The organism is Bacillus sp. FSL R7-0685, assembly GCF_038002425.1.
Lineage (GTDB): Bacteria > Bacillota > Bacilli > Bacillales > Bacillaceae > Bacillus > Bacillus subtilis.
On sequence record NZ_JBBOCN010000001.1, the window covers coordinates 2133742 to 2155751 of the forward strand.

31 protein-coding genes are annotated in these 22010 nt (G+C 43.3%); 8 read left to right on the top strand and 23 right to left on the bottom strand.

Annotation, left to right across the window (positions count from 1 at the left end):
- The first annotated feature begins 30 nt into the window (after window positions 1-30).
- Window positions 31-420 carry a tautomerase family protein gene (locus MKY50_RS10855; RefSeq protein ID WP_014477090.1) on the top strand — a complete coding sequence of 130 codons (390 nt, stop codon included), beginning with the start codon at window positions 31-33 and terminating at the stop codon, window positions 418-420.
- 378 nt (window positions 421-798) lie between these two features.
- Here MKY50_RS10855 and yodB read toward each other — a convergent pair whose 3' ends face one another.
- Window positions 799-1137: a transcriptional regulator YodB gene (yodB, locus tag MKY50_RS10860; RefSeq protein ID WP_004399427.1), complete on the bottom strand. Its 339-nt coding sequence runs from the start codon at window positions 1135-1137 to the stop codon at window positions 799-801.
- Between the two features lie 129 nt (window positions 1138-1266).
- Here yodB and MKY50_RS10865 point away from each other — a divergent pair, with 129 nt between their 5' ends.
- The gene (locus tag MKY50_RS10865) at window positions 1267-1875 is read left to right on the top strand and encodes a nitroreductase family protein (RefSeq protein ID WP_341116662.1); all 609 of its coding nucleotides are present in this window, start codon (window positions 1267-1269) and stop codon (window positions 1873-1875) included.
- A 42-nt stretch (window positions 1876-1917) separates the two neighbouring features.
- Here the strand turns inward: MKY50_RS10865 and MKY50_RS10870 are convergent, their stop codons facing one another.
- Together MKY50_RS10870 and MKY50_RS10875 are read right to left on the bottom strand one after the other, a co-directional pair.
- Window positions 1918-2520, bottom strand: a complete 603-nt coding sequence (locus MKY50_RS10870; protein ID WP_003231194.1) for an alpha/beta hydrolase — start codon at window positions 2518-2520, stop codon at window positions 1918-1920.
- Between the two features lie 15 nt (window positions 2521-2535).
- Window positions 2536-3447, bottom strand: coding sequence for a ring-cleaving dioxygenase (locus MKY50_RS10875; protein WP_033884561.1), 912 nt, complete (start codon window positions 3445-3447; stop codon window positions 2536-2538).
- Window positions 3448-3630: 183 nt separating this feature from the next.
- Between MKY50_RS10875 and MKY50_RS10880 the strand changes: the two genes are divergently transcribed.
- Entirely contained in the window at window positions 3631-3831 is a 201-nt protein-coding gene (locus MKY50_RS10880) for a DUF3311 domain-containing protein (protein WP_003231189.1), read from the top strand.
- Window positions 3831-5321 carry a sodium:solute symporter family protein gene (locus tag MKY50_RS10885; protein ID WP_029318028.1) on the top strand — a complete coding sequence of 497 codons (1491 nt, stop codon included), beginning with the start codon at window positions 3831-3833 and terminating at the stop codon, window positions 5319-5321. Before MKY50_RS10880 ends, MKY50_RS10885 begins: the two co-directional genes overlap by 1 nt.
- Before the next feature lie 33 nt (window positions 5322-5354).
- Here the strand turns inward: MKY50_RS10885 and ctpA are convergent, their stop codons facing one another.
- Window positions 5355-6755: a carboxy-terminal processing protease CtpA gene (ctpA, locus tag MKY50_RS10890; RefSeq protein WP_015714111.1), complete on the bottom strand. Its 1401-nt coding sequence runs from the start codon at window positions 6753-6755 to the stop codon at window positions 5355-5357.
- A 152-nt stretch (window positions 6756-6907) separates the two neighbouring features.
- On the opposite strand from ctpA, the gene MKY50_RS10895 reads away from it, so the two are divergent.
- Both MKY50_RS10895 and MKY50_RS10900 read left to right on the top strand, forming a co-directional pair.
- Window positions 6908-7609, top strand: coding sequence for a class I SAM-dependent methyltransferase (locus tag MKY50_RS10895; RefSeq protein ID WP_101172393.1), 702 nt, complete (start codon window positions 6908-6910; stop codon window positions 7607-7609).
- An 87-nt stretch (window positions 7610-7696) separates the two neighbouring features.
- Complete coding sequence (locus MKY50_RS10900) at window positions 7697-7948, top strand: hypothetical protein (RefSeq protein WP_003231182.1); 252 nt, start codon at window positions 7697-7699, stop codon at window positions 7946-7948.
- 70 nt (window positions 7949-8018) lie between these two features.
- On the opposite strand, the gene ldcB is transcribed toward MKY50_RS10900, so the two are convergent.
- A complete protein-coding gene (gene ldcB, locus MKY50_RS10905) occupies window positions 8019-8840 on the bottom strand; it encodes an LD-carboxypeptidase LdcB (RefSeq protein WP_014480046.1) in 822 nt (273 codons plus the stop codon).
- 82 nt (window positions 8841-8922) lie between these two features.
- Entirely contained in the window at window positions 8923-9624 is a 702-nt protein-coding gene (deoD, locus tag MKY50_RS10910) for a purine-nucleoside phosphorylase (RefSeq protein WP_003241589.1), read from the bottom strand.
- A 201-nt stretch (window positions 9625-9825) separates the two neighbouring features.
- Between deoD and MKY50_RS10915 the strand changes: the two genes are divergently transcribed.
- Entirely contained in the window at window positions 9826-9951 is a 126-nt protein-coding gene (locus MKY50_RS10915; protein ID WP_003231174.1) for a hypothetical protein, read from the top strand.
- A gap of 39 nt (window positions 9952-9990) precedes the next feature.
- Here MKY50_RS10915 and yodL read toward each other — a convergent pair whose 3' ends face one another.
- From yodL to MKY50_RS10930, 3 genes are all read right to left on the bottom strand, one after another.
- Complete coding sequence (gene yodL, locus MKY50_RS10920; RefSeq protein WP_004399431.1) at window positions 9991-10305, bottom strand: shape determination protein YodL; 315 nt, start codon at window positions 10303-10305, stop codon at window positions 9991-9993.
- Between the two features lie 60 nt (window positions 10306-10365).
- On the bottom strand, window positions 10366-10977 hold the full coding sequence (gene pgpB, locus MKY50_RS10925; RefSeq protein WP_340955800.1) for a phosphatidylglycerophosphatase PgpB: 612 nt from the start codon (window positions 10975-10977) through the stop codon (window positions 10366-10368).
- Window positions 10978-11053: 76 nt separating this feature from the next.
- Window positions 11054-11230, bottom strand: a complete 177-nt coding sequence (locus MKY50_RS10930; RefSeq protein ID WP_003231166.1) for a YozD family protein — start codon at window positions 11228-11230, stop codon at window positions 11054-11056.
- 118 nt (window positions 11231-11348) lie between these two features.
- Between MKY50_RS10930 and MKY50_RS10935 the strand changes: the two genes are divergently transcribed.
- The gene (locus MKY50_RS10935) at window positions 11349-11492 is read left to right on the top strand and encodes a hypothetical protein (protein WP_003231164.1); all 144 of its coding nucleotides are present in this window, start codon (window positions 11349-11351) and stop codon (window positions 11490-11492) included.
- Here the strand turns inward: MKY50_RS10935 and MKY50_RS10940 are convergent.
- The 14 genes from MKY50_RS10940 to cgeC form a co-directional block, all read right to left on the bottom strand.
- Complete coding sequence (locus MKY50_RS10940; RefSeq protein WP_014480050.1) at window positions 11489-12169, bottom strand: hypothetical protein; 681 nt, start codon at window positions 12167-12169, stop codon at window positions 11489-11491. The genes MKY50_RS10935 and MKY50_RS10940 overlap by 4 nt on opposite strands.
- Window positions 12170-12316: 147 nt before the next feature.
- Entirely contained in the window at window positions 12317-12541 is a 225-nt protein-coding gene (locus MKY50_RS10945) for a YozE family protein (protein ID WP_003231160.1), read from the bottom strand.
- Between the two features lie 86 nt (window positions 12542-12627).
- Complete coding sequence (locus MKY50_RS10950) at window positions 12628-12906, bottom strand: YokU family protein (RefSeq protein WP_004399539.1); 279 nt, start codon at window positions 12904-12906, stop codon at window positions 12628-12630.
- On the bottom strand, window positions 12903-14318 hold the full coding sequence (gene ablA / locus MKY50_RS10955; RefSeq protein WP_004399420.1) for a lysine 2,3-aminomutase: 1416 nt from the start codon (window positions 14316-14318) through the stop codon (window positions 12903-12905). Before ablA ends, MKY50_RS10950 begins: the two co-directional genes overlap by 4 nt.
- A gap of 28 nt (window positions 14319-14346) precedes the next feature.
- Entirely contained in the window at window positions 14347-15174 is an 828-nt protein-coding gene (gene ablB, locus MKY50_RS10960; protein WP_251233013.1) for a putative beta-lysine N-acetyltransferase, read from the bottom strand.
- Window positions 15152-16462, bottom strand: coding sequence for a peptidase (locus tag MKY50_RS10965; protein ID WP_080479570.1), 1311 nt, complete (start codon window positions 16460-16462; stop codon window positions 15152-15154). Before MKY50_RS10965 ends, ablB begins: the two co-directional genes overlap by 23 nt.
- 8 nt (window positions 16463-16470) lie before the next feature.
- Entirely contained in the window at window positions 16471-17124 is a 654-nt protein-coding gene (locus MKY50_RS10970) for a 3-oxoacid CoA-transferase subunit B (protein ID WP_015383895.1), read from the bottom strand.
- Window positions 17109-17798 carry a CoA transferase subunit A gene (locus tag MKY50_RS10975; RefSeq protein ID WP_341116667.1) on the bottom strand — a complete coding sequence of 230 codons (690 nt, stop codon included), beginning with the start codon at window positions 17796-17798 and terminating at the stop codon, window positions 17109-17111. Before MKY50_RS10975 ends, MKY50_RS10970 begins: the two co-directional genes overlap by 16 nt.
- 6 nt (window positions 17799-17804) lie before the next feature.
- Entirely contained in the window at window positions 17805-19139 is a 1335-nt protein-coding gene (locus MKY50_RS10980) for an aspartate aminotransferase family protein (RefSeq protein ID WP_341116668.1), read from the bottom strand.
- Window positions 19120-19275, bottom strand: a complete 156-nt coding sequence (locus MKY50_RS10985; RefSeq protein ID WP_003230835.1) for a hypothetical protein — start codon at window positions 19273-19275, stop codon at window positions 19120-19122. The genes MKY50_RS10980 and MKY50_RS10985 overlap by 20 nt, the downstream gene beginning before the upstream one ends.
- Window positions 19269-19418, bottom strand: a complete 150-nt coding sequence (locus MKY50_RS10990) for a YjcZ family sporulation protein (protein WP_015251877.1) — start codon at window positions 19416-19418, stop codon at window positions 19269-19271. The genes MKY50_RS10985 and MKY50_RS10990 overlap by 7 nt, the downstream gene beginning before the upstream one ends.
- A 43-nt stretch (window positions 19419-19461) precedes the next feature.
- Window positions 19462-20241 carry a spore maturation N-acetyltransferase CgeE gene (cgeE, locus tag MKY50_RS10995; RefSeq protein ID WP_033884744.1) on the bottom strand — a complete coding sequence of 260 codons (780 nt, stop codon included), beginning with the start codon at window positions 20239-20241 and terminating at the stop codon, window positions 19462-19464.
- A gap of 28 nt (window positions 20242-20269) precedes the next feature.
- Window positions 20270-21550 (bottom strand): spore maturation glycosyltransferase CgeD, encoded by a 1281-nt coding sequence (gene cgeD / locus MKY50_RS11000; protein ID WP_341116669.1) that lies wholly within the window; start codon window positions 21548-21550, stop codon window positions 20270-20272.
- Between the two features lie 64 nt (window positions 21551-21614).
- A complete protein-coding gene (cgeC, locus tag MKY50_RS11005; protein ID WP_003230826.1) occupies window positions 21615-21920 on the bottom strand; it encodes a spore maturation protein CgeC in 306 nt (101 codons plus the stop codon).
- Window positions 21921-22010 lie beyond the last annotated feature (90 nt).

Here is a 22010-nt window from a genome sequence, read left to right on the forward strand (position 1 = left end):
GATAACAACTTCACAAGAGGAGGAGTACACATGCCATTATTGCGTTTTGATGTAATTGAAGGCCGTGACGAAAAATCGCTGCAATTGTTATTAGATACTGCTCACCAAGCGATGGTTGAAGCGTTTGGTGTTCCGGAAAGAGACCGTTATCAAATTGTCCATCAGCATCCCGCAAACGAGCTTATAATCCAGGATACGGGATTAGGGTTTCAGAGAACCAAGGATCTGGTCATCATTAGCATGACAAGCAAAGCAAGAACCGAAAGCCAAAAGGAAAAATTGTATGCTCTGCTTGCTGAAAGGTTAGAAGAAAAATGCGGAATTTCCCCTGAAGACCTCATGGTATCTATTACTGAGAATGGTGACGCAGACTGGAGTTTCGGTCTCGGTGAGGCGCAATTTTTGAATGGAAAACTATAAGATTTCGTCTCCCCATAAAAAAAAGAGAGAGCTCCAAAGAAGCTCTCTCTTTTTTTCATAAATGCGGAAGTCATCAGTATAGAAGCATCCAGCAATACGAAAAACCTGGATCTCCTTTTAGATTCGGTTTAAATGCCAATTGGAAGCTGACTTTGGCCGAAAATATAAAATTTTGCTGATTTGCATAATAAGATAACTCATAATCCCCATTTACAACAGGTTGGATGCTATAACTTATTGATCATTTCCATGAACATGGCACTTTTGCCAATCCGGAAATGTCAGTCTGACAAATATAAAAAGTCATGTAAACGGGTGTGAACCGTACTTACATGACTCACCATGGAAACAAAGGCTCTTTTTCAGGTGCCGCTTTCCTTATTTCTCTTCTTCACACACTGTGTCACCAGGCTCGCAAAATTGATCGGCCCATGCCTGCATTTCTTGAAATACAGCTTGAAGCGCTGTTCCTTTTTCAGTTAGCGTGTAGATGACTTTGACCGGCGTTTCAGGGAGAACCTGCCGTTCGACAATCTCGTTTTGTTCAAGCTCCTTCAAGCGCTCTGCCAACATTTTTTGGCTGATCATCGGTATTGTTTCCGTTATCTCTTTAAACCGTTTCGGCCCATCCATTAGCACATGGATGATCAGACCGTTCCATCGTTTTCCCAGCAATGAGAATGCGGATTCCATTTTAGGGCACATCGTATTTCCCACAAGTCTTCATCCCTTCATCTATTGATTGACATGTATTCAATGATCCATTACAATAATCTTTCAAGTTACATTTAGTAAGCTTCTAACTTTTCTATTATCATACCACGTTTATCCGAAGGAGGAAACACTATGACGAATACTCTGGATGTTTTAAAAGCACGTGCATCTGTAAAGGAATATGATACAAATGCCCCGATCTCTAAGGAGGAGCTGACTGAGCTATTAGACCTTGCCGCTAAAGCGCCTTCTGCTTGGAACCTTCAGCATTGGCATTTTACAGTATTCCACAGCGATGAATCAAAAGCGGAGCTTCTTCCTGTAGCGTATAATCAAAAACAAATCGTTGAGTCTTCTGCTGTTGTTGCCATTTTAGGCGATTTAAAGGCAAATGAAAACGGTGAAGAAGTTTATGCTGAATTAGCAAGCCAAGGCTATATTACGGATGAAATCAAACAAACATTGCTCGGCCAAATCAACGGTGCTTACCAAAGCGAGCAATTCGCATGTGATTCCGCTTTCTTAAATGCTTCTTTAGCTGCTATGCAGCTTATGATTGCCGCAAAAGCAAAAGGTTATGACACTTGCGCAATTGGCGGATTTAACAAAGAGCAGTTCCAAAAGCAATTTGATATCAGTGAGCGCTATGTTCCGGTTATGCTTATTTCAATCGGCAAAGCAGTGAAGCCTGCCCATCAAAGCAACCGCCTGCCACTTTCAAAAGTATCAACTTGGCTGTAAGGATATGAAAAACCTTAGTCCGAAATCCGGACTAAGGTTTTTTTATACAATCGCCTCTTTGTACCATTCACGAGCTTGTTCAGCTTCATGCTGAGTCAGCTGATGGCCCCCGTCCTGCCAGTAAACGGAGGCTGATGCCCCGCTGTCACGTAAATAGCGGTAAAGCTCTTCTGATTCTTCCTTCGTGCAGAGAGGGTCGTATTTCCCGGCACCGATAAAAACAGGGAGCCCCGCCATATCAGGCAGCTCGATACCTCGAATCGGAACCATTGGGTGATGCAGAATAGCCCCTTTTAACACATCTTTATAATGAAAAAGCAGGCTTGCCGCAATGTTTGCGCCGTTTGAATAACCGACTGCAATCACTCGGCCGCGATTAAACTGATGCGTTTCTGCAGCCTCGTCGATAAAATCTTTCAATTCTCTTGTCCGCACCACAAGATCCTTTTCATCAAAAACTCCTTCACTCAGACGTTTGAAAAATCGCGGCATTCCATTTTCAAGCACCGATCCTCTGACACCAAGCAAATGGGCATCAGGGTCTATAAACCGCCCCAATGAAAGCAGATCGTGTTCATTACCGCCCGTGCCATGCAACAGCAAAAGTACGTTGTCAGATGTTCCTTTTTCATAAATATGCTTCATTATAAATTCCCCCTATTAAAGTTCAGGTAAAATGTCTGTAATTTGTTGTCTATGTTTCTCCAGCCATTCAGGCAGTTTTAAGGAAGTCCCTAGCTCAGCAAACGTTTCATCTGTCATAAAGCCTGGTTCATCTGTAGCAATTTCAAATAAGATACCGCCTTTCTCCCTGAAATAAACTGATGTAAAGTATTCCCTGTCGAGAATTTCTGACGAAGGCAGATGGTTTTCAGCAATAATCGGCAGCCATTTCGCCTGTTCCTTTTTCTTAGTCCGAAACGCTACATGGTGTACCGTACCATATCCTCCGACTCCTCTTTTTTCAGGATGTAAATGGACATCAATGACACCGCCGACGGCCGCTGAGGATGCCAGTCTGACAATCTGGTCTTCTTCGGCCACTTTGGTGTATCCAAAGCTTTCCGTTAACAATTGTATGGTCGCCTGCGGGTCGTAGGAATATAGCAGCACACCTTTCATTCCCGTAATTGCTTCATTTGTTGTGATCCCGTCAGGCGTCCACTCGCTTTTGCCGCTTTTCGCATCCTCCATGATCGCCAGCGGAAGGTCTTCTGTATCATCAAAAATAAGACCTTTTTCACCAAACAACGTTTTTTCCTCTAGGCTCAGCCCGCTTTTCTCAAGACGCTCCTTCCAAAAAAACAGGGAGCCTGAGGGAACTGAAAAGTACACCCGGCCCGCTTGGCCTTTTCCTACCGTTCCCTGTCCGCTTCCTTGGAACGGAAAAAAGGTCATTATTGTACCGGGATCTCCGTTTTGATTCCCAAAGTAAAAATGATACGTTCCGGGATCATCAAAGTTTACTGTTTTTTTAACAAGCCTGAGCCCAAGCACTTCTGTATAAAATCGCAAGTTTTCTTGCGGATCTCTGGCGAATGCTGTGACATGGTGCAATCCTTCTGTTTTCATTTTCTCACTCCTATTTATCTCGATTTCAAGATATTTATTATTTTAAACCTTTATTGAAAAGGATGCAAACCATGTGTTTTGATTAAATAATTGAAAAAATCATTTTTTTCTAATAATTATCTTGTGATCTTTTCTTACAACTGCTATTATAGTGAGCATTATCATGTTTCAGGAGGAAAGTAAATGGTTAAAAAAGCACTTATTGTTATTCTCATTCTTTTGCCATTCGTTCAGCTCGCGCTTTTGCCGCTTGTGAATCGAATAGAACCGATTATGTTCGGCCTGCCGTTTTTCCACTTTTGGCTGCTGCTGTGGATTATTGTTACGCCGTTATGCTCGTTTGGCATTTATCAGATGCAAAAAAAAGATGGAGGACTTGAATAATGCAAGGGAATCTGACTGCACTTCTCATTACTGCTATTATTGTTTTAACCGTTGTCTGTATCGGCTTTCTCGCCGGAAGAGACAAATCCTCACGCACTTCTGTGGAAGAATGGTCTGTCGGCGGCAGACGCTTCGGCGGTCTTCTCGTCTGGTTTTTAGTAGGCGCTGACCTTTATACGGCCTATACTTTCTTAGGGTTGACCAGTACTGCTTTTACTGGCGGAAGTGTTGCATTTTTCGCCATTCCTTATTCTGTGTTGGCCTACTTTATCGCCTACTTCTTCTTGCCAAAACTTTGGAAAGTTGCGAAAATTCATAAATTAACAACACTCGCGGATTATGCCCGGGAACGTTTTAACAGTAAGCTTTTGGCAAGCCTCGTTGCCATCGTTGGGGTACTCATGCTTATTCCGTACATATGCCTTCAGCTGAGCGGCATTCAAGACACGCTTCAGGTTGCCGGCACTGGCTATATTAACGTAAAATTCGTTGTGATCATTTCATTTATTCTTGTTGCTCTTTACACATTCTTCAGCGGGATTAAAGGGCCCACATATACAGCCATCATTAAGGACATTTTAGTATGGGTCATTATGCTGTTTATGGTGGTGTCCCTCCCTCTCATTCATTTTAACGGCTGGACGCCAATGATTGACACGTTAGTGAAGGAAGCGCCGCAAATGCTGACGATACCGGCAGAAGGGCCAAAAGGCATCCCTTGGTTTATCACAGCATCTATTGTTTCCGCTCTGGCACTTTTTATGTGGGCACATGCCGCTACAGGTGTTTTCACGGCGAAAAGCGCTGATGCAGTAAGAAAAAACAGCATGTTTTTGCCGCTTTATAATATCGTGTTAATTTTGGTTATTTTTCTTGGCTTTATCGCCTTTCTTGTTCTGCCGGAAGATACAAATCCAAGACTGGCGCTGCTGCATTTGATTCAAACATCTTACGGCGGCGTGGCACAAGGCTTTGCATATGCCACTATCGCTCTTGCTTCATTAATACCTTGTTCCATCATGGCAATCGGGGCATCGAATTTGTTCGCCAATAACTTGTACCGCGACTTGATTCACCCGACTGTGTCGCAAAGCAAGCTGACCCTTGTCACACGTTCAATGGTGTTTGTTGTCATCGGTCTTGCGCTGCTGTTTGGAATGCTGTTCCCGACTGCCTTAGTGACACTCCAGCTATTAGGTGTATCCGGCATGGTGCAAATCTTTCCTGCGATTGCTGTCAGCCTGTTCTGGAAGCGTCAAACGAAAGAAGCGACAGTTATTGGATTATTAGTCGGCCTTGCGGTAACGTTTATTGTGTATACCACTCAATCCGCACATGGCATTTATGAAGGATTCTGGGGATTGGCCGCCAACATGATCGCTGTGGTGATCCTGAATCCGCTGTTCGTTAAAAACGCGGGATCCAATCCTGTCATTGAAGGTTTATTTGGCAAAAAACAAGACGCTAATCCAAATCAAAAGGGCGCATAAAAAAACCATACGCGGCAGCCGCGTATGGTTTTTTTACATTTCTTTTTTCAGTGTTTCAATTGCCTTTTCCATTTGCGTATCATTATCAGACAGCTTCTTTTGAAGTTCTATCATTAATTTCGTTGTTGTATCGCCAGTCAGTATGCCTGTTTCATTCAGCTTCTCTTTTTTCTGGAACTGTTTGACGACAGATACAAAATCCTGGTCATACGTACTGTTAACCTTTACCTTGTAACCAAGTGCTTTGAGCATTTTCTGAGCCACTTTGACGTTTGTGCCTGTATCACCTGATTTGTACGTTTTATCTGCGTCCAAATACGGCAGCTTCGCGTAATCAGGCAGCTCTGCTTTCACTTGAGGCTTGATGCCTTTTTTGTGAATCCATTCGCCGTCAGCAGTCAGCCATTTGGCAACTGTCAGTTTGACGGTAGAGCCATCATCATATTCTTTTGCCGTTTGTACTGTACCTTTGCCGAATGTCGTCTCGCCGATTAACGGTACGTCTGACGATTCATGAAGGGCAGCGGCCATAATCTCGGCTGCGCTTGCTGTACCGTCATTTACTAAAACGACGGTCGGCTTGGTCACTTTCCGTTCTTTTTCGGCCTTCATGACTTCTTTTGAACCGTTTTTGTATTCAACCTGCATGATGTTTTTCCCTTTATCAATGAACAGGTTGCTCATCGTAATCGCCTGTTCCATTAAGCCGCCCGGGTTGCCTCTCAAGTCTAAAATATAGCCTTTGGCGCCTTTTTTCTCTAAACTGTCAATCGCATCTGTCAGCTCTTTAGCTGTTGTTTCAGAGAAAGAAGTGATTTGAATTTCTCCGATGTTGTTATCTTTCATCTCTGAATAGACAGTCTCTACAGGAATGGTATCGCGCTTAATCGAAAGATCGATATTCCCCACTCCCGCTCTGTTCAGTTCAAGCTTCACCTTTGTGCCCTTTTTGCCTCGGATTAAAGCGACGGCTTCATTTACATTCATGCCTTTTACGCTTTTTCCATTCACCTTAATGATTTGGTCTCTCGGTTTGATGCCGGCTTTTTCAGCAGGTGAACCTTTAATTGGGGATACAATAAGGATTTCTCCGTCTTTCTCCTCTACTTGGGCTCCGATTCCTTCAAAAGATGCTGAAATCGTCTCGTCGAATGATTTCGCTTGCTCTTGATCCATATATGTAGAATACGGATCATCCAGTGATTGAATCATTCCTTTAATTGCTCCGTCTACTAATTTGTCATCATCTGTTTTTTGATAATAATCACTTTTGATTTGCTCATACGCTTTATTTAATTTGTCGAACTTGCTGTCTCCTGTGCTTGCTGATTTTTGGCCCAGGATACTGGAATTGCCCGTAATAAATAAAGTAAGCGCCGAAGCGACAACTGCAGTGATCAGCACAATAAAAAACAGTTTTAATTGCCGTTTCAATTAAACACCACCTTTTTCTTCTTACATTATTATCATGGACGAATTCTTATTCGTCAACTCGGAGCAGAAACGAAAGAGAAACGCCCTTCTTTTGCTTTTCATAAACCTATGTCTTTATACGACATATGATAAGGAAAAAGGAGGATTCGATATTGAGCCGATATTTAGAAATGCTGTCCTTATTCGGTGTCGCAGGGGCGCACCCAGGCGGGCTGGCTTTTTCAAAAGCGGTCTTGCAAAAGGCTGCACCCTCTCCGGATCAGCCGATTCTTGATGCCGGATGCGGAACAGGGCAAACGGCGGCTTATTTAGGACATTTGCTGTATCCTGTAACAGTCGTTGATAAAGATCCTATTATGCTTGAGAAAGCGAAAAAAAGATTTGCGAATGAAAGGCTTGCCATCCCTGCATATCAGGCGGAGCTGGAACATCTCCCGTTTTCTTCTGAGTCCTTTTCCTGCGTCCTGTCAGAATCGGTCCTCAGTTTTTCACGCCTGACATCCTCTCTTCAAGAAATTTCAAGAGTTTTAAAACCCGGCGGGATGCTGATTGGTATCGAAGCTGCTTTAAAAAAACCAATGCCCCCTGCAGAAAAGAAGCAAATGATGGATTTTTACGGATTTACTTGCTTACATGAAGAAAGCGAATGGCATAAACTCCTAAGATCCTATGGCTTTCAAAAAACAGAAGCGATGTCACTTCTTCCGGAAGACATGGAATTTGAACCAACCACAGAAATGGATTTATCGCAAACGATTGATCCCATCTATTACGATACGCTTCAAACACATTATCAGCTCATGCAGTTATATAGTGAGTACATGGGTCATTGTATTTTTATCGCGTACAAGTAAAACGGCGTATCGCCCCCTGTTTTCGTCCAACCTTTTTTTCCTATCTATCATATGCTGATAGAAAGTCAGGATAGGAGGGGAACAATATTGGAGAGATATTATCATCTTTGCAAAAACCATCAAGGTAAAGTCGTCAGAATTACAGAGAGAGGCGGGAGAGTTCACGTCGGCAGAATTACCCGTGTAACAAGAGACAGAGTTTTTATAGCTCCGGTCGGCGGAGGGCCAAGAGGTTTCGGTTACGGATATTGGGGCGGTTATTGGGGATACGGAGCAGCTTACGGTATTTCCCTCGGTTTAATTGCAGGAGTGGCTCTGGCTGGTTTATTCTTCTGGTAAGCATAGAACAAATGCTAGATTCACCAGACACAATGAAGCCCGCTTATCTAGTGTAAGCGGGCTTTTCATTTTAAATTTTCTTCACTTTTTCAAAGTACTCTTCAAGCGTTAAATCATTATCTTGAATGACCTTTGCGGCTTTTTTGCCTACATAGCGCAGATGCCATGGCTCATATTCATATTTCGTGATATCTTCTTTATTTTTCGGATAGCGAATGATAAAGCCATATTTATAAGCATTGTCCTGCACCCATTTCCCGTCTGCCGTGCTTCCGAACGCTTCATTTAGCTCAAAGCCATTGCTCCGGCTCGAAATGTCCATCGCAAGGCCTGTTTGATGCTCGCTTTCACCCGGGTAAGCGACCGCTTCCTTTGCCTTCTTTTCCCCTTTTAGGCTTACTTCATTGTCAAAAATGACTTTCTGTCTGTCATACGAACGATACCCTGAGACAGCTGCCAGTTCATAGCCTTCCTTTTTGGCAGCATCGAACATTGTTTTTAATGCGTCGGCGGCTTCTTTTCTGATGTAACGTTTTTGAATCTTTTCTTCAAAAGAAAACTCTACATCAGGTATGACAAGATCGCTAGGTTCATAGTTTCCGGGCAATGCGTATTGTTTATTGACAAGCGCGAGTATATTTTCTGGATTTTGAATGGTTTCCAGACCATCGACTTTTTTAATATCATTGAAATACTGGCTTTCCAATGAAAACTCACTGTTTTGAGTGTTTGATTTTTTGCTGTCAGCTGTTTTTTGTTCTGTTTGCTTTGTTTCTGCTGTGGTTTTCGTATCCTTTTGAGCATCTCCGTTCGACATGCTGCAGCCGGCTCCGACTATTGCCGTTACACTCAGAGCGGCAGCCAGTGAGAACCATTTACCGGACTTTTTCATATTACATTACCTTCCTTTTATCAATCGTTTCCGCATTCATAAAGAAGAGGCTGCCGGCACCCAGCACGCCTCTTGATATATTTTATTGTGATACGGAATGTAAAGCCACTTCTATCATATCATGAAATGTCGTTTGACGCTCTTCCGCTGTCGTTTCTTCTCCTGTTAATACGTGATCACTCACGGTGAGAATTGACAGGGCTTTTCTTCCGTGTTTCGCTGCTAATGTATACAATGCAGTTGTTTCCATTTCAACGCCAAGCACACCGTATTTTGCAAGTTTTTCAATTTGCGAATCGTCGTTGTAGAACTGGTCAGCTGTAAATACGCTTCCTACAGTCACCGGCACACCTTTATCCTTTGCGGCATCATAGGCATTTTTTAAAAGCTCGAAATCTGCGCAAGGCGCAAAATCAATGCTTCCAAAAGCGACTCTGTTCATTTGTGAATCAGTTGAGGAGGTCATCGCCAAAATGACGTCTCGCACTTTGACATCTTTACGAATAGCGCCGCAAGAACCGACTCTTATTAGATTTTGCACATCGTAGCTTTGAATTAATTCATTCACATAAATTGAAATAGACGGAACACCCATTCCCGTGCCTTGTACTGAGATTTTTTTACCTTTATATGTACCCGTAAATCCATACATGCCTCTGACTTCATTGTAGCACTCTACATTTTCAAGATATGTTTCTGCGATAAATTTTGCTCTGAGAGGATCTCCCGGCAAAAGCACAGTATCCGCAATTTGTCCTTTTTCAGCACCTATATGTACACTCATCTCATATCCTCCTGTAAATCTAAATTATCATCCAGCCCGTCCATTTTACAACGAATGTCATGATGAAACAAACTTCAGCATTGATTATAAAGGAATATGTCGAAAAAAGAAATGTTCGAGGATCTGTTAGGCACTTCCTCAGAAAAACGGATAATCGGGGTGTTAATTTGAAAACCTAACCGCAGGAAGGAGGGGTAGGACATGGGTAAAAAACATCGTAACCGGATCACCGGCCAAAAAAAGAACAATCATATACCTGAAAAAGATATCATTGCAGCTGAAGAAGCACACGGGAAAGAATATTCTGCTGCCAAACGCAAGCCTTAAAACTGCAGAAAACTGCGGGTTTCCGCAGTTTTCTTTTCATTATGTCGTTTGTACAATCAGACGATTGATTTTCCTCCAGCCGGCGGGAAGCAGTTGATAATATGTTTTCCCTTTTCTGCCTTCATCAATCAGGATCACGTCCCCTGTGGCCATGAATCTTGCATCATAATCACTCGGAACAGTGTCGAATACATTAAACAAAGAGAATGCTCTTTTCAGCACGTCTTGATGATCGCTCCCGTTCAGTTCAGTTCGATAGACGGCTCTGTAGCCCTTTTTTTCGCCAAACCGGGGTGTCTGAAATATTGTCACGTCATAGGAACAAGACTTCTTTTTAAACACGGATAACATCATCAAGATCCCCTCCCTTTTATTTCTTTAACATATTGGCGTTTTTGCTGTGTTTTCCTCTCTCTATTTTTGTCGAAACCGCTTAATCTTTTCGTCAAAATCTTTTACTAGGAAAAACAGAAGCAAGCCGAGACTGAAGCCTCCTAACACATCCGTCAAAAAATGAACCCCCAGATAGACTCTGCTTATGCCGACCAAAACAGTAATTACACCGGCTATGATATATACCATTTTTTTATGCTTGGACAAAAACGGGAGGTGTTTCACTAAAAAGTAAGCAATAACAGGATAGACACAAGCTGCATTCATGGAATGGCCGCTCGGAAAACTGAAGGATGATTCATGAACCAGCGGTGCAAAATCAGGCCTCACTCTTTCGATCCATTCTTTTAAGACTTTGTTTAACAGCCGATCTGTGCCGAATACTAAGAGCATCAACAGGCCGTCCCATGTTTTTCTGTAGAAAAACATGCCTGCTCCAATGATGACAATTAGAGGGAGTAGAAAAGAAGAAGCACCAAGATGCGTGATCCCCGTCATGACTTCATTAAGCCATGGCTGACGGATCAAAACAGCTGCCTTGCTTATTGCTTCATCTGCAGATTGAACAGCATTTGTATGAATGGCCGCAGCTAGAATGAGAAAGAAAAGAAACAAGCTAACGGGCTTGTACAATTTAACCACCTCAATTTTCACAGAAGTCATAGAACATGAATAATAAAACCGGAGCTGACCGCTCCGGTTTTAAGCCTCACTCATCTTCATCCAGCTCTTCATCTATCATACATTTTTCTATCAAATAATCAAAGGTAATATCAGCGATTTCAAACAGCTCATCCTCACTCGGTATGTAGCCCCGTCTTGCAAGCTCTCTGTAAAAAAATTCAGCGATTTCTTCCGTATCAATCACAAGATCTATTTCTTTCATCTCCGTACCGCCTCCTTTTTTATGTTTTATGAAAAAACAGGCTGAATTATACCCGGTGTTCTAAACAATTCTTTCAGTCATATATTGAATAAAAAACGAGCCATGGGAGGCTGACGCTATGATTGCTAAAATGATGGAAGCACTGGACGGAGAAAGATTTGATATCATAATGGAAAAAACGCTCAAAGGAATGACGCGTGTGATGATTTGGGGCTGTCTGCCATATTTTTTATATGTCTTGATCCGTATGTTCACAAACTAACTGAAATGCTCTTTTAAACTTTCCAAAACAAACATCATCATGTCTTTATATTCTTCATCATGAAACATTTCGTACAGAATTTTGTAGTCATTATAAATATCCAGAAGCTCATCAACAATTGACACAGCAAGGATGTGAAGGGTATCTTGATCTTCATCATCGCCTTCAAACTGAAGAAGAGCAGACGATGCGATATCTTCGCCGATCTCATGGCCAGTTTCTCCGACATAATGGACAAACAACAGCTGATGCACAAACTGGTCCATTTCATATTTTCTAAGCACCAGCGTGAGATCCTCTTCCTCCGTTTCAAGCCACTCTCCATCCTTTAAACGGGTCAGCTCATAAATGATATCTTCCCAGCCATCTTCTAAATATCTCCAAATTTCTGTTCTATGGCCGATAATGCGAAAGAGTTCTTTTCCATAATCTTTTACATAAACAACGTCCCCAATAAGGAATTCATACTCAATATCAAGCTTCTCCATGTCGACAATGACACCCTCATAATCTTTATAAAGCTGAATAGATGATTCAAAGTATAAAACTTCGTTATGATTGACTTCATAAAGATAGTGTTTATCAATTTGGTGTACTTTTGTGATGGTGCCGACTGTTCCATACATAATGACGACTACGATATCCCCTACTTGGAATTTCGGTTTATTTTGCTTCATGGTGTCTCCCCCTCGCCGCAACATTTCTCATACGCTATCGTATGCCGGGTGAAGCCAATTCGCATGGGCATGAAAACCAAAGGAAATATCCAATTATGGTATGGGGGACATAAAAAAATCCGCAGTGATCTGCGGATGAAACAGCTATTATCTGCCGTGCACTTCAGACTCGTATTGATCCCAAGCTTCATCAAACGTCGCCATCGTGTGAAGGTAATCAGCATTCAGCTCCAAATATGAACTGATTTCATGATAATCGGTTGATGTTTTTGGAAAGCTGTGATCCTCATACGCCTGATTGGCAAATTCACTGATGCTGTCCTTCGGCTTAGGGTGTCTGTATTTCAATAAATAGTGATAAAAGGATTTCATGGGTTTCCCCTCCTGGTGTCTGTCTTTTGTTGTTCTATTATACAGTTCAAGTGTAAAATTACAACAAAAGAATACTGAAACATGACTCAGGAGAAGTCAAAATAGTTGCGTTTCAAAATTCTTTCTGTCTCCATGAGCTGCTGATATGTCAGGCTTTCAGGCAGTTTTTTTGTTTGAATTAAAAGCAGCTGATCCTCAATCTCCTTAACCGTGTTTTCCTCTTGATAGGTCATACCGCAGGAAGAACATACCATGGCAGGGGTGTCTGTCAGTTCTATAGCCCTCGTTCCATCAGGGAGCTCCCAGTACACCGTGTTCCTGCCGGGCACCGCTTCGAGCTCGCCGCACCATTCGCATGTTTTCATGAAGAATCCCCTCCGCATTCAGTCTCTTTCTGTTTTTTCTGCTGCGCCAAAAATTTCTTTTCTTTGAGCTGATCTCTTTTCTCACGCCGATCTTTTAATGTTTCATGCTCCGGATTTGCGATGTATGCCTCTCTCCTTTTGATTCTGTCTACATTTTCAGGTGTAAACGAAACTTCTTTGTCAGCAAAAATGGCACTCAGCCCGATCGGCTCCTTTTTGTCAGCGGTTTCAGGGAAAACGGACTCAAAATAGGCGTCTGCCTGATTGGGGATATAATTCTCTGGTTCCGGATATGACGTAATCACACCTTCAAAATTTCTTAAGATCACTTTGTCAGGACTTTGTGACAGGACATAGTTTGGCTGCAGGGCGATTTTACCTCCTCCGCCTGGTGCGTCAACGACAAAGGTAGGAACCGCATAGCCTGAGGTATGACCTCTCAGCCCTTCAATGATCTCCAAACCTTTGGAAACAGGAGCTCTGAAATGCCCGATTCCTTCTGACAGATCACATTGGTAAATATAATAAGGACGGACTCTGATTTTTACCAAGTCATGCATGAGCTTTTTCATAATTGGAACCGAATCATTAATACCTGCTAATACGACAGCCTGATTTCCGACCGGCACTCCCGCGTTCACCAGCTTTTCACATGCCTCAACGGATTCTTCTGTCATTTCGATGCTTGTGTTAAAATGGGTGTTCAGCCAGACCGGATGATATTTTTTCAATATCTCGCACAGATGATCGGTAATGCGCTGCGGAAAGACGACGGGCGCTCTTGTTCCGATTCTGATGACTTCCAGATGCGGAATGCTGCGCAGCTCTTTTAAAATATATTCTAAAATTTGGTCGTTGATGAGCAGCCCATCACCGCCTGAAATTAAACAATCGCGGATTTCGGGTGTTTCCCGGATATAAGCAATTGCAGCATCAAGCTGTTTTTTGGGGACTCCCATTCCGATTTGTCCGGAAAAGCGCCTTCTTGTGCAGTAGCGGCAGTACATGGAACATTGATTCGTGACAAGAAACAGCACACGGTCGGGATAGCGGTGTGTCAGACCGGGTACCGGTGAATCTTCATCCTCATGAAGCGGGTCTTCCAGATCGTATTTTGTTTTGTGCATTTCTTCAGAAAGCGGCACAGACTGCATGCGTACCGGGCATCTCGGATTGTCGGGATCCATTAAAGAAGCATAGTAAGGTGTAATATTTAAGGGGATCGTTTTGGTAGAAATTCTGACGCCTTCCTCTTCATCCTCGGTCAGATTGATGACTTTCTTTAAATCATCTAACGTTCTTACAGTGTGTGTCAGCTGCCAAAGCCAATCGTTCCATTTCTCTTCCGGAACGTCCTTCCATAACTCGATCTCCTTCCAATGCCGTTTCGGTTTATACCATTTGTTTTTCAAACGAATTCCTCCTCGCGCATATTTTGACTTACAGTTGCTTGCACCAAATATTCATGTTTTCAAGGCCTTCGGCTATAAAGCAATTATTGATCAGCCTTCCGCCATACTGATAACCTGAATGGTACAACACAGCATTCATCCCAAAAGACGAAGCACGGGCGAGAGAAAATACATGAAAGATATCCTTTCCAGCCATTTCTTTTTCTAACGCCTCGATTAAAAAGCTTGTTAACGAATGGCCGCGATATTCCGGCAGCACAGCGCAATCGGTTATTTCTGCATGCCCAAGCTCTGGATTGATTTCTGCGCTTGCTGCGCTGATCAGGCGGTCATGATCAAGCATGATATAATACACCGTATTTGTATTCATCGTCTTTTCAATATAAGCGGGGTCAAATACCGGGGTTGGGTACGTGCGGAATACTTTTTTATACAGCATCGATAGCTGGTACATGTCGTTTGTTTCTGCTTTTCTCATCGTAAAAACGGGTGTACTGTCGTTGCGAAGACGGGGCGCTGTGCGATATATGGCTTCGATGATCTCCTGTTCCTCTGTATAAGAATCTGTTTGTCTCCGGCTTTCTGAAAGGTAACGTACCATGACACAAGCCGAATGGCCGAGATAATAGCCCTTTAGATAGCCCTCCGGCGCAAATAATTGTTTGGCAAGCATTGGCTCATCATGCTGCTTCGCATAGACGATGATTTTTTCTGCATTCTCTTCTTTTGCCGCTGCCACGATATCCGGCAGGGCCTTCTCAATGGCTCCGTCATAACGGACCACTCTGATTCGTTTATTAAAACCGTCATGGTCCAAAACTGCTGTGACACCGCTACTCTTTATTGACTTGAGCATCCGCATCCTCCCCATCTGTATGAAGCCCGCACCAATCCATGACAAAAAGTGCAATAATTTTAGCAGATTCTATCATGGCTTCAACCTCAATGTATTCATTGGCCTGATGAGCCGTTTTTGTTTCCCCCGGCCCGAAAACGATTACTGGTGTATCTCCTGCATGGTACAAAAGCCCTCCATCCGTTCCCCACGGGGAAGCCTCAATAATCGGCTCTTTCTGTTTCATTTTTTGATAGGCTGATTGCAGCACAGAAATTAAAGGGTGATCATCAGGTAAATCATTCGGTAGCCATTGAGCGCCAAACCATTCTACTTGTACGGGATGACGTTTAAACCATTCGTCATGGTATTCTAAATCCTTCAGCCAGTTTTCCAATTCAAGTTTTACAGCTTCTGGTTTCTCATGGGGAGCAATTCCGCATCTCCCTTCTATGACGACACGGTCTGCAACTGAAGATGGCCAGGCACCGCCTGAGATGGTGCCGATATTCACCGGTACCGGTATTGGGATATTGTCATACAGCGGATCTGAAATTCTCGCATTGCGGACTTTCTCCAGCTCTTGTATCGCTGTGATAACGTGCATGCTTTTTTCAATCGCGCTTACCCCTTCGTAGCGTGTGCCCCCATGTGCGGATAATCCCTTCACAGTGATCCGAAACCACATCGAACCCTGCTGCTTAATAAATAGTTTCATATTCGTCGGTTCAGGAATCAGCGCCCCGTCAGCACGATAGCCTCTCATGATGGCGGAAAGTGTACCGGCGCCGCCGCACTCTTCATCTACAACACTCTGAAACAATACATCTCCCTTCAGTTTGACATCGCAGGCGTGCAGGGCTTCTAAAGCAAAAAGAAGGGCTGTATTGCCTCCCTTCATATCCGTTGAGCCGCGGCCGTATATTTTACCGTTTTCTTCGACAGCTTGATACGGTTCATACTTCCAATCCTTTACGCTTCCTTCAGGCACAACATCGATATGGCCGTTCAAAATCAGGGACCTGCCTCCGCCGGCTCCCGTTTTTTTAGCCACGATATTCGGGCTCTCATGAAAATCGGATCGGTTAGATTTAAAGTAGGGATGCTGTTTTAATTGCTTTATGCTTGGCTCCCATACATCAATGTCCATATGAAATTGCCGCAGCTTTTCAAGCACAACAGCTTGGGCGTTAAACTCTGACCCCAATGTGCTTTTTTCCCCAATCAGCCTTTTGAGAAGACGAATGGCTTTGGCCGAATGCTGATCAAGCCACCCGATTACTTTTCTTTCAATGTCTTGCATCCTCATTCCCCCTCTTAAGAAAAAGGCATATCTATTTTGATTTCAGCTTCTGTCAGCCTCGTCACCTCATCGATTGTCGAGCCATTCATCAGCTCTTTTAAAATGAAGTGATGGCTATCGACCTCAAGAACCGCTTTTTCGGTAATAATCAAATCTACACAGCCTGCAGCAGTTAATGGCAGCGTACATCTTTCTGTTAATTTAGGCCTTCCCTTTTGATCTGTATGACTCATGACGACAACCACTTTTTTCGCTTTTTGGGCAAGCTCCATCGCCCCGCCCATACCAGGCACCTTTTTTCCCGGAACAAGCCAATTTGCCAAATCTCCTGATTGGCTCACCTGCAGGGCGCCTAAAATCGTAATATCAATTTTGCCTTTTCTGATCATCGCAAAAGACATGGTTGTATCAAAATAAGACGCCCCTTTTACAGCGCGGACAGGATAGCCCGCGGCGTTGCATAAATGCGCATCCTCTTCTCCCTTTTCGGGACTTTCTCCAATGCCAAGGACACCGTTTTCCGCTTGAAACATGACCTGCATGTCAGGCGGCAAAAAGTTCGGTACCAAGGATGGGATACCGATACCGAGATTCACAATCATGCCCTGCTTAATTTCAGTAGCAGCCCGTTTTGCAATCTGTTCTCTTTCTGCTACTCCCAAGCCCATTTCCACTTCACTCCCTCGCTTCGTACAACTCCCTCAACAAAAACCCCCGGTGTGACAATCATTTCTTCAGAAATCTCACCTTTCGGAACGATACGCTCAGCTTCGGCAAAGGTTCTCCTGGCGGCCATTGCCATAAGCGGGTTCATATTGCGCGCGGTTTTGTCATACGTTAGATTGCCGAATTCATCTGCAATGTAAGCATTGATGAAAGCAAAATCAGCCGTCAGCGCCTCTTCAATCAAGTATCGTTTTCCCGCCACTGTTACGATGTCCTTTTTTTCGCAAACCATTTGATTATCAATGCCCACGTCGGTTAAAATACCGCCAAGCCCCGCTCCGCCGGCGCGAATCCGTTCCGCAAGCGTTCCCTGAGGTGAAAATTGAACCTCTAACGTCCCCTCTGTCATCTGTTTTCCGGCTACAGGATTGGAACCGATATGCGAGGCGATCAGGGTTTTGACCCGTTGATTAACAATAAGCGGGCCGATCCCGATATCCAGGAAACCGGCGTCATTGCAAATCACAGTTAAATCCGTTACACCGCTGTCCAATATCGCTTCAATCAATGAAGGAGGCGACCCGACTCCCCCAAAACCGCCAAACATCAGAACCGATCCATCCCGAACATCTGCAATTGCTGTGTCAATGCTGATTGCTTTTTGAAATGGCGCCATTTAATGTCAATCCTTTTTTAAGTTTTTTTCGACCGCTGCAACTGTTTCTGAAAAAATAGAGATAAGCTCTTCCATTTCACCGTCTGAAATGGTAAAAGGAGGAGCAATAATGACAGCATCTCCTTCTCCACTGTCTATTCCAGCTTTGGAAGGATAAACAATCAGCCCGCGTTTTTTCGCCTCGCTGACAATAAGCTGGGTTACCGCCTGCTCTGGCGGAAACACTTTCTTCGTTTTTTGGTCTGTCACAAATTCAACGCCTAATAGCAGTCCTTTTCCGCGCACATCACCTATAATGCCGCTTTGAGATGCGGCCTCATCAAGCTTCTTCTTCAGCACAGCGCCCTTTTTTTCTGATTGTTTGATCAAGCCGTGCTTTAACACATATCGCAAAACTTCAAGAGCAGCTTTGGCTGAATAGGGATGTGCACTATATGTGTGACCGCTCATAATCACACCTGACCCTTGTTTTATCGTTTCAATAATAGAATCAGATACGACGGCAGCAGCAATAGGCGCATACCCCGCACCGAGTCCCTTCCCCAGTACAGCAATATCAGGTACGGTATCCCAATGCTCTGTCGCGAGCATCCTTCCTGTTCTCCCAAGCCCCGTCATCACTTCATCTGCAATAAAAAGCACATCGTGTGTGCGGCATACCTCACTTAATCTCTCATAATATCCCGGAGGCGGAGTAATCGCTGCACCTGCAGCACCAATAATAGGCTCAGCCACAAAGCCGGCGATGAATTGGCTTCCGATTCTTTTGATCATGGTGTCCAGTTCATCAGCTGCAGTCTGAACAAATTCTTCTTCCGTCTCGTGATTCAGCCGATAAATATGTGGAGCTGAGATAGCTGGATACCGCTCAATGAGATGGGTGAACCGGTATCTCCTTTCATAAAAACCAGACAATGAAAGCGCTCCCAAAGTTATTCCGTGGTAACTGCTCCATCGAGACAAAAAGATGGATTTTTGTGTTTGCTTTTTTTCCTGCCAATACTGAATGGCGATTTTCATAGCTGTTTCTATCGCTTCTGACCCGCTGTTGACAAAAAAAGACCAATTCACATCTCCGGGCAGCTCCTGTGCCAAGAGAGCGGCTAATTGCTCGGCGGGCTCACTCGTAAACTGTGAGCGGTAAGCAAAAGACACCTGATCAAGCTGTTCTTTCAGCTTCTCAGTCACATCACGAACTCCGTGGCCGATATTACATGTCACCGCACCTGACGAGCCGTCGAGATATTTTTTTCCGGTCTGATCATAAACATATGAACCCTTCGCATAACTGACAACCGGATAGGCCGAGCTAAGCTCTGGCTTAATCAAATAACTGCTCATGCTCCCACCTCAAAACCCCTTTTACCATATTGTATGAGTGTCCAAATGGCGGCATGACGTTCCCCGCAAAAACTTTTTCACATAAAAAGAGCCTTCCTAATAGGGAAGGCTCTTTTGAAATTTCAGCATCTAGCAAATAAAAGCGGCTCCAACAATAATTAATAAAATGAACAAGACAACAATTAACACAAATGTATTTGTCCCGCAGCCAAATCCGTAACCGTACCCAGAGTATCCATACATGCTGTTTTCATCCTTTCTTATCACGATATACGGCATTTTATGCGGGCCAAGTCCCAAATGGTTTGTGCAAACGCCTATTTCATGTAAGGAAATAATGAAATACAGTATGCACCCGCTCATATTTTTTAAACGTCAGCTTTTCGTAAAACTGAGTTGCACCGTCAGTGCTTGCAGCCACTAAGTAGGCTGCTTCCATTCCTAGTGATTTGGCGATGGACAGCATTTCTTTCACTAAGATACTGCCGTAGCCCTTCCTTTGAAACTGATCTAAAATTGCCACTTCTTCGATTTTAGCCGTTTTCTCTTGATGATCGATAAACAGCTCGCCGCACCCAATGGGAACTTTCTGTGCCTGGTCGCTGTAACAAACAACAAGAATGATTATACCTGCTTCATAGAAAGGATATTTTCTTTTTAATTTTTGTTCAGCGATTGCTTCTCCAATATAAATGGAATCGTAAATTTTCATAATAGAAGATCCGTCGAAAAGACTTTTTGCCGTCCCCCATGCGGTTAAAGGATGTCCCATCTGCCCCTTCCAGTCACTAAGCTTCATGTCATATAGTAGCTCATCCTCGACGACAAAACCGCTTTTTACAAGCGACTGCTTCAAACCGAGCGGAAAAACATGCTGCGGCGACGCTTTTAAATGGAGATAATTCGCATCAAGCAGCTTTGGTACGGAGGGTAAAAAGTTAAGTAACCGCTCCAATGGAAACGTATCATGAAGCTGAACAAAGTTATGAGAAAAAATTTGTGGAAGCTGCGGATCTCTGTATACGCTGTAATGATCAAACGATGCCGATTCAGACGTTAACAATATATATTGATGTTCCGTTTTTGAATAATGTCCTGTCATGAACGTCTCCTTTTTATGACCTATACCTTTACTCTGTTGCAATATTCAATTTCTTTATAATCTCATCGTACACCGGATAAAACGGCTTTCCAATTGGAAATTGCTGAATATTTCGGAAAGAAGCGGAGATTGGCTTCTGATGTAAAAAAAACTTCCTTGCTACTTGTTCACTAATCGGGTGAAAGACGCCGTTTAGAAACAAAAACGGCTCGCGTTCGATGAAAAACACCCGTCGGCCAGGCGGATTTTTGATCAATTCAGATCGTTTCCACGTAATCGGCGGCCCTTCCGGAAGCGTCTCCATCTCTTCTTTTCCAATTGTCACTATGTCTTTTCTTTGAAATTGATAAAATTGAAACGCATACTGGTTCACAATTCGCCTTTTTTTTCCGGCTTCGATATAAAATATTGCAGGATGATTAGCTTCCTTTACTAAAATATAATTCGGAATGTTTAAAATTTTGCCAATCCTATATTGGAATAAATATGGGTCTGGAACAGCGACAGTCCGATTTAGATACAAAAAACCCCACTTTTCTCCAACAGGATGCCTTACACCCCGATCAAAAAAATACACATTTTGATCTGAACCTTTTACAAAAGAGCCGTCAATCAAATCGGCGGGCAGAAACCGATATGCATTTTGAAATGAATCTGGGGTTTTATAGGTTGTGTCTAATACTTCATTTATCGGCAGAAATGGGGTAAAGTTGTTGAGTCTCGCCCAAAAAATTGCGTCTCCATGATTCCAATGCTTCATATCATCATCCCAGTAGCCTCCAAATTTATGGTGGATGAGATTAAGTAACGAACGGCGATGCATAACGGAGCAATGATCAACTTGAAAAGCGGCCTGATCAAGCACTGCATTGGCATTTCTGTAGAAATGTGAGATTTCTTCTCCCCTTTCGTTTACATGTACAACTTTTTGTTTTGAATAGACCGCCTGCGCTTCAGGCTTATGTGAAAACTCTTGCACCATACGGCTCAGCCGCTCAGGATGATAAACAGTGTCGTCAGTAAGATAGGAAATGTAATCGCCGTCTGCAAATGGGAGCGCACTGTTAATTAATGTGGCATAACGGGCTGTTTTTAATCGATCTGCAGGATGCACGAAACTGTTATGATATTGAATGCGCCGGTCATGGAGATACTTGTGAATCACCGCAGTTGTTTCTGCATTCGAATGATCATCCATGATAAAAAGCTCCCAAAGATCATGCGTTTGCTGTATCACGCTTTCGATCGCTTTTTGCAAATAATCGGGTTTGTTGTAACTTGTTAAAATAATAGACACTTTCTCTCCCATCTATACCGCCTCCCGCCGCCAAACATAAAAACGGCTCCGCAGCAAGCAGAGCCTCTGTCATCATTTAAAAAGCACCCCAGCTTACAACACTTGAGAGTGAAACATGAGATCTCGTGTTATTTAACGGGTTTTGGAAAATAACCAAATCAGTCAGAACTTCTTTTACGATTACATTTTGAAGTGTATCTCCGTTGATCAAATTGACTTTTGAAACCGGTACGCCCAGCTCTTTTGCAAAAACAAGCTGGCGTCTGAGGTCAGATGGATTTCCTTCAGAAGACGATTGACGTATAAGCAGAATCAGCAAAAGCAAAATAAAATGCAGATCATCTTGGTTTTCTTCTCGATCCACTTGTTTCTCTAAATCCAAATCATCCCTCTCCCTTATCCTTATCTCTGTTTCACAATATGTGCGACTTTGATTTATGGTATAGGCTATGTCCACTCCATTAAAAAATCA

Coding starts and splice junctions, on each gene's coding strand:
- MKY50_RS10855 (WP_014477090.1), top strand. CDS start 31: ATGCCATTATTGCGTTTTGATGTAATTGAAGGCCGTGACGAAAAATCG.
- MKY50_RS10865 (WP_341116662.1), top strand. CDS start 1,267: ATGACGAATACTCTGGATGTTTTAAAAGCACGTGCATCTGTAAAGGAA.
- MKY50_RS10870 (WP_003231194.1), bottom strand. CDS start 2,520: ATGAAGCATATTTATGAAAAAGGAACATCTGACAACGTACTTTTGCTG.
- MKY50_RS10875 (WP_033884561.1), bottom strand. CDS start 3,447: ATGAAAACAGAAGGATTGCACCATGTCACAGCATTCGCCAGAGATCCG.
- MKY50_RS10880 (WP_003231189.1), top strand. CDS start 3,631: ATGGTTAAAAAAGCACTTATTGTTATTCTCATTCTTTTGCCATTCGTT.
- MKY50_RS10885 (WP_029318028.1), top strand. CDS start 3,831: ATGCAAGGGAATCTGACTGCACTTCTCATTACTGCTATTATTGTTTTA.
- ldcB (WP_014480046.1), bottom strand. CDS start 8,840: ATGAAAAAGTCCGGTAAATGGTTCTCACTGGCTGCCGCTCTGAGTGTA.
- deoD (WP_003241589.1), bottom strand. CDS start 9,624: ATGAGTGTACATATAGGTGCTGAAAAAGGACAAATTGCGGATACTGTG.
- MKY50_RS10915 (WP_003231174.1), top strand. CDS start 9,826: ATGGGTAAAAAACATCGTAACCGGATCACCGGCCAAAAAAAGAACAAT.
- yodL (WP_004399431.1), bottom strand. CDS start 10,305: ATGATGTTATCCGTGTTTAAAAAGAAGTCTTGTTCCTATGACGTGACA.
- MKY50_RS10930 (WP_003231166.1), bottom strand. CDS start 11,230: ATGAAAGAAATAGATCTTGTGATTGATACGGAAGAAATCGCTGAATTT.
- MKY50_RS10935 (WP_003231164.1), top strand. CDS start 11,349: ATGATTGCTAAAATGATGGAAGCACTGGACGGAGAAAGATTTGATATC.
- MKY50_RS10940 (WP_014480050.1), bottom strand. CDS start 12,169: ATGAAGCAAAATAAACCGAAATTCCAAGTAGGGGATATCGTAGTCGTC.
- MKY50_RS10945 (WP_003231160.1), bottom strand. CDS start 12,541: ATGAAATCCTTTTATCACTATTTATTGAAATACAGACACCCTAAGCCG.
- MKY50_RS10950 (WP_004399539.1), bottom strand. CDS start 12,906: ATGAAAACATGCGAATGGTGCGGCGAGCTCGAAGCGGTGCCCGGCAGG.
- ablB (WP_251233013.1), bottom strand. CDS start 15,174: ATGCTCAAGTCAATAAAGAGTAGCGGTGTCACAGCAGTTTTGGACCAT.
- MKY50_RS10965 (WP_080479570.1), bottom strand. CDS start 16,462: ATGAGGATGCAAGACATTGAAAGAAAAGTAATCGGGTGGCTTGATCAG.
- MKY50_RS10970 (WP_015383895.1), bottom strand. CDS start 17,124: ATGGGCTTGGGAGTAGCAGAAAGAGAACAGATTGCAAAACGGGCTGCT.
- MKY50_RS10975 (WP_341116667.1), bottom strand. CDS start 17,798: ATGGCGCCATTTCAAAAAGCAATCAGCATTGACACAGCAATTGCAGAT.
- MKY50_RS10980 (WP_341116668.1), bottom strand. CDS start 19,139: ATGAGCAGTTATTTGATTAAGCCAGAGCTTAGCTCGGCCTATCCGGTT.
- MKY50_RS10990 (WP_015251877.1), bottom strand. CDS start 19,418: ATGCCGTATATCGTGATAAGAAAGGATGAAAACAGCATGTATGGATAC.
- cgeE (WP_033884744.1), bottom strand. CDS start 20,241: ATGACAGGACATTATTCAAAAACGGAACATCAATATATATTGTTAACG.
- cgeD (WP_341116669.1), bottom strand. CDS start 21,550: ATGGGAGAGAAAGTGTCTATTATTTTAACAAGTTACAACAAACCCGAT.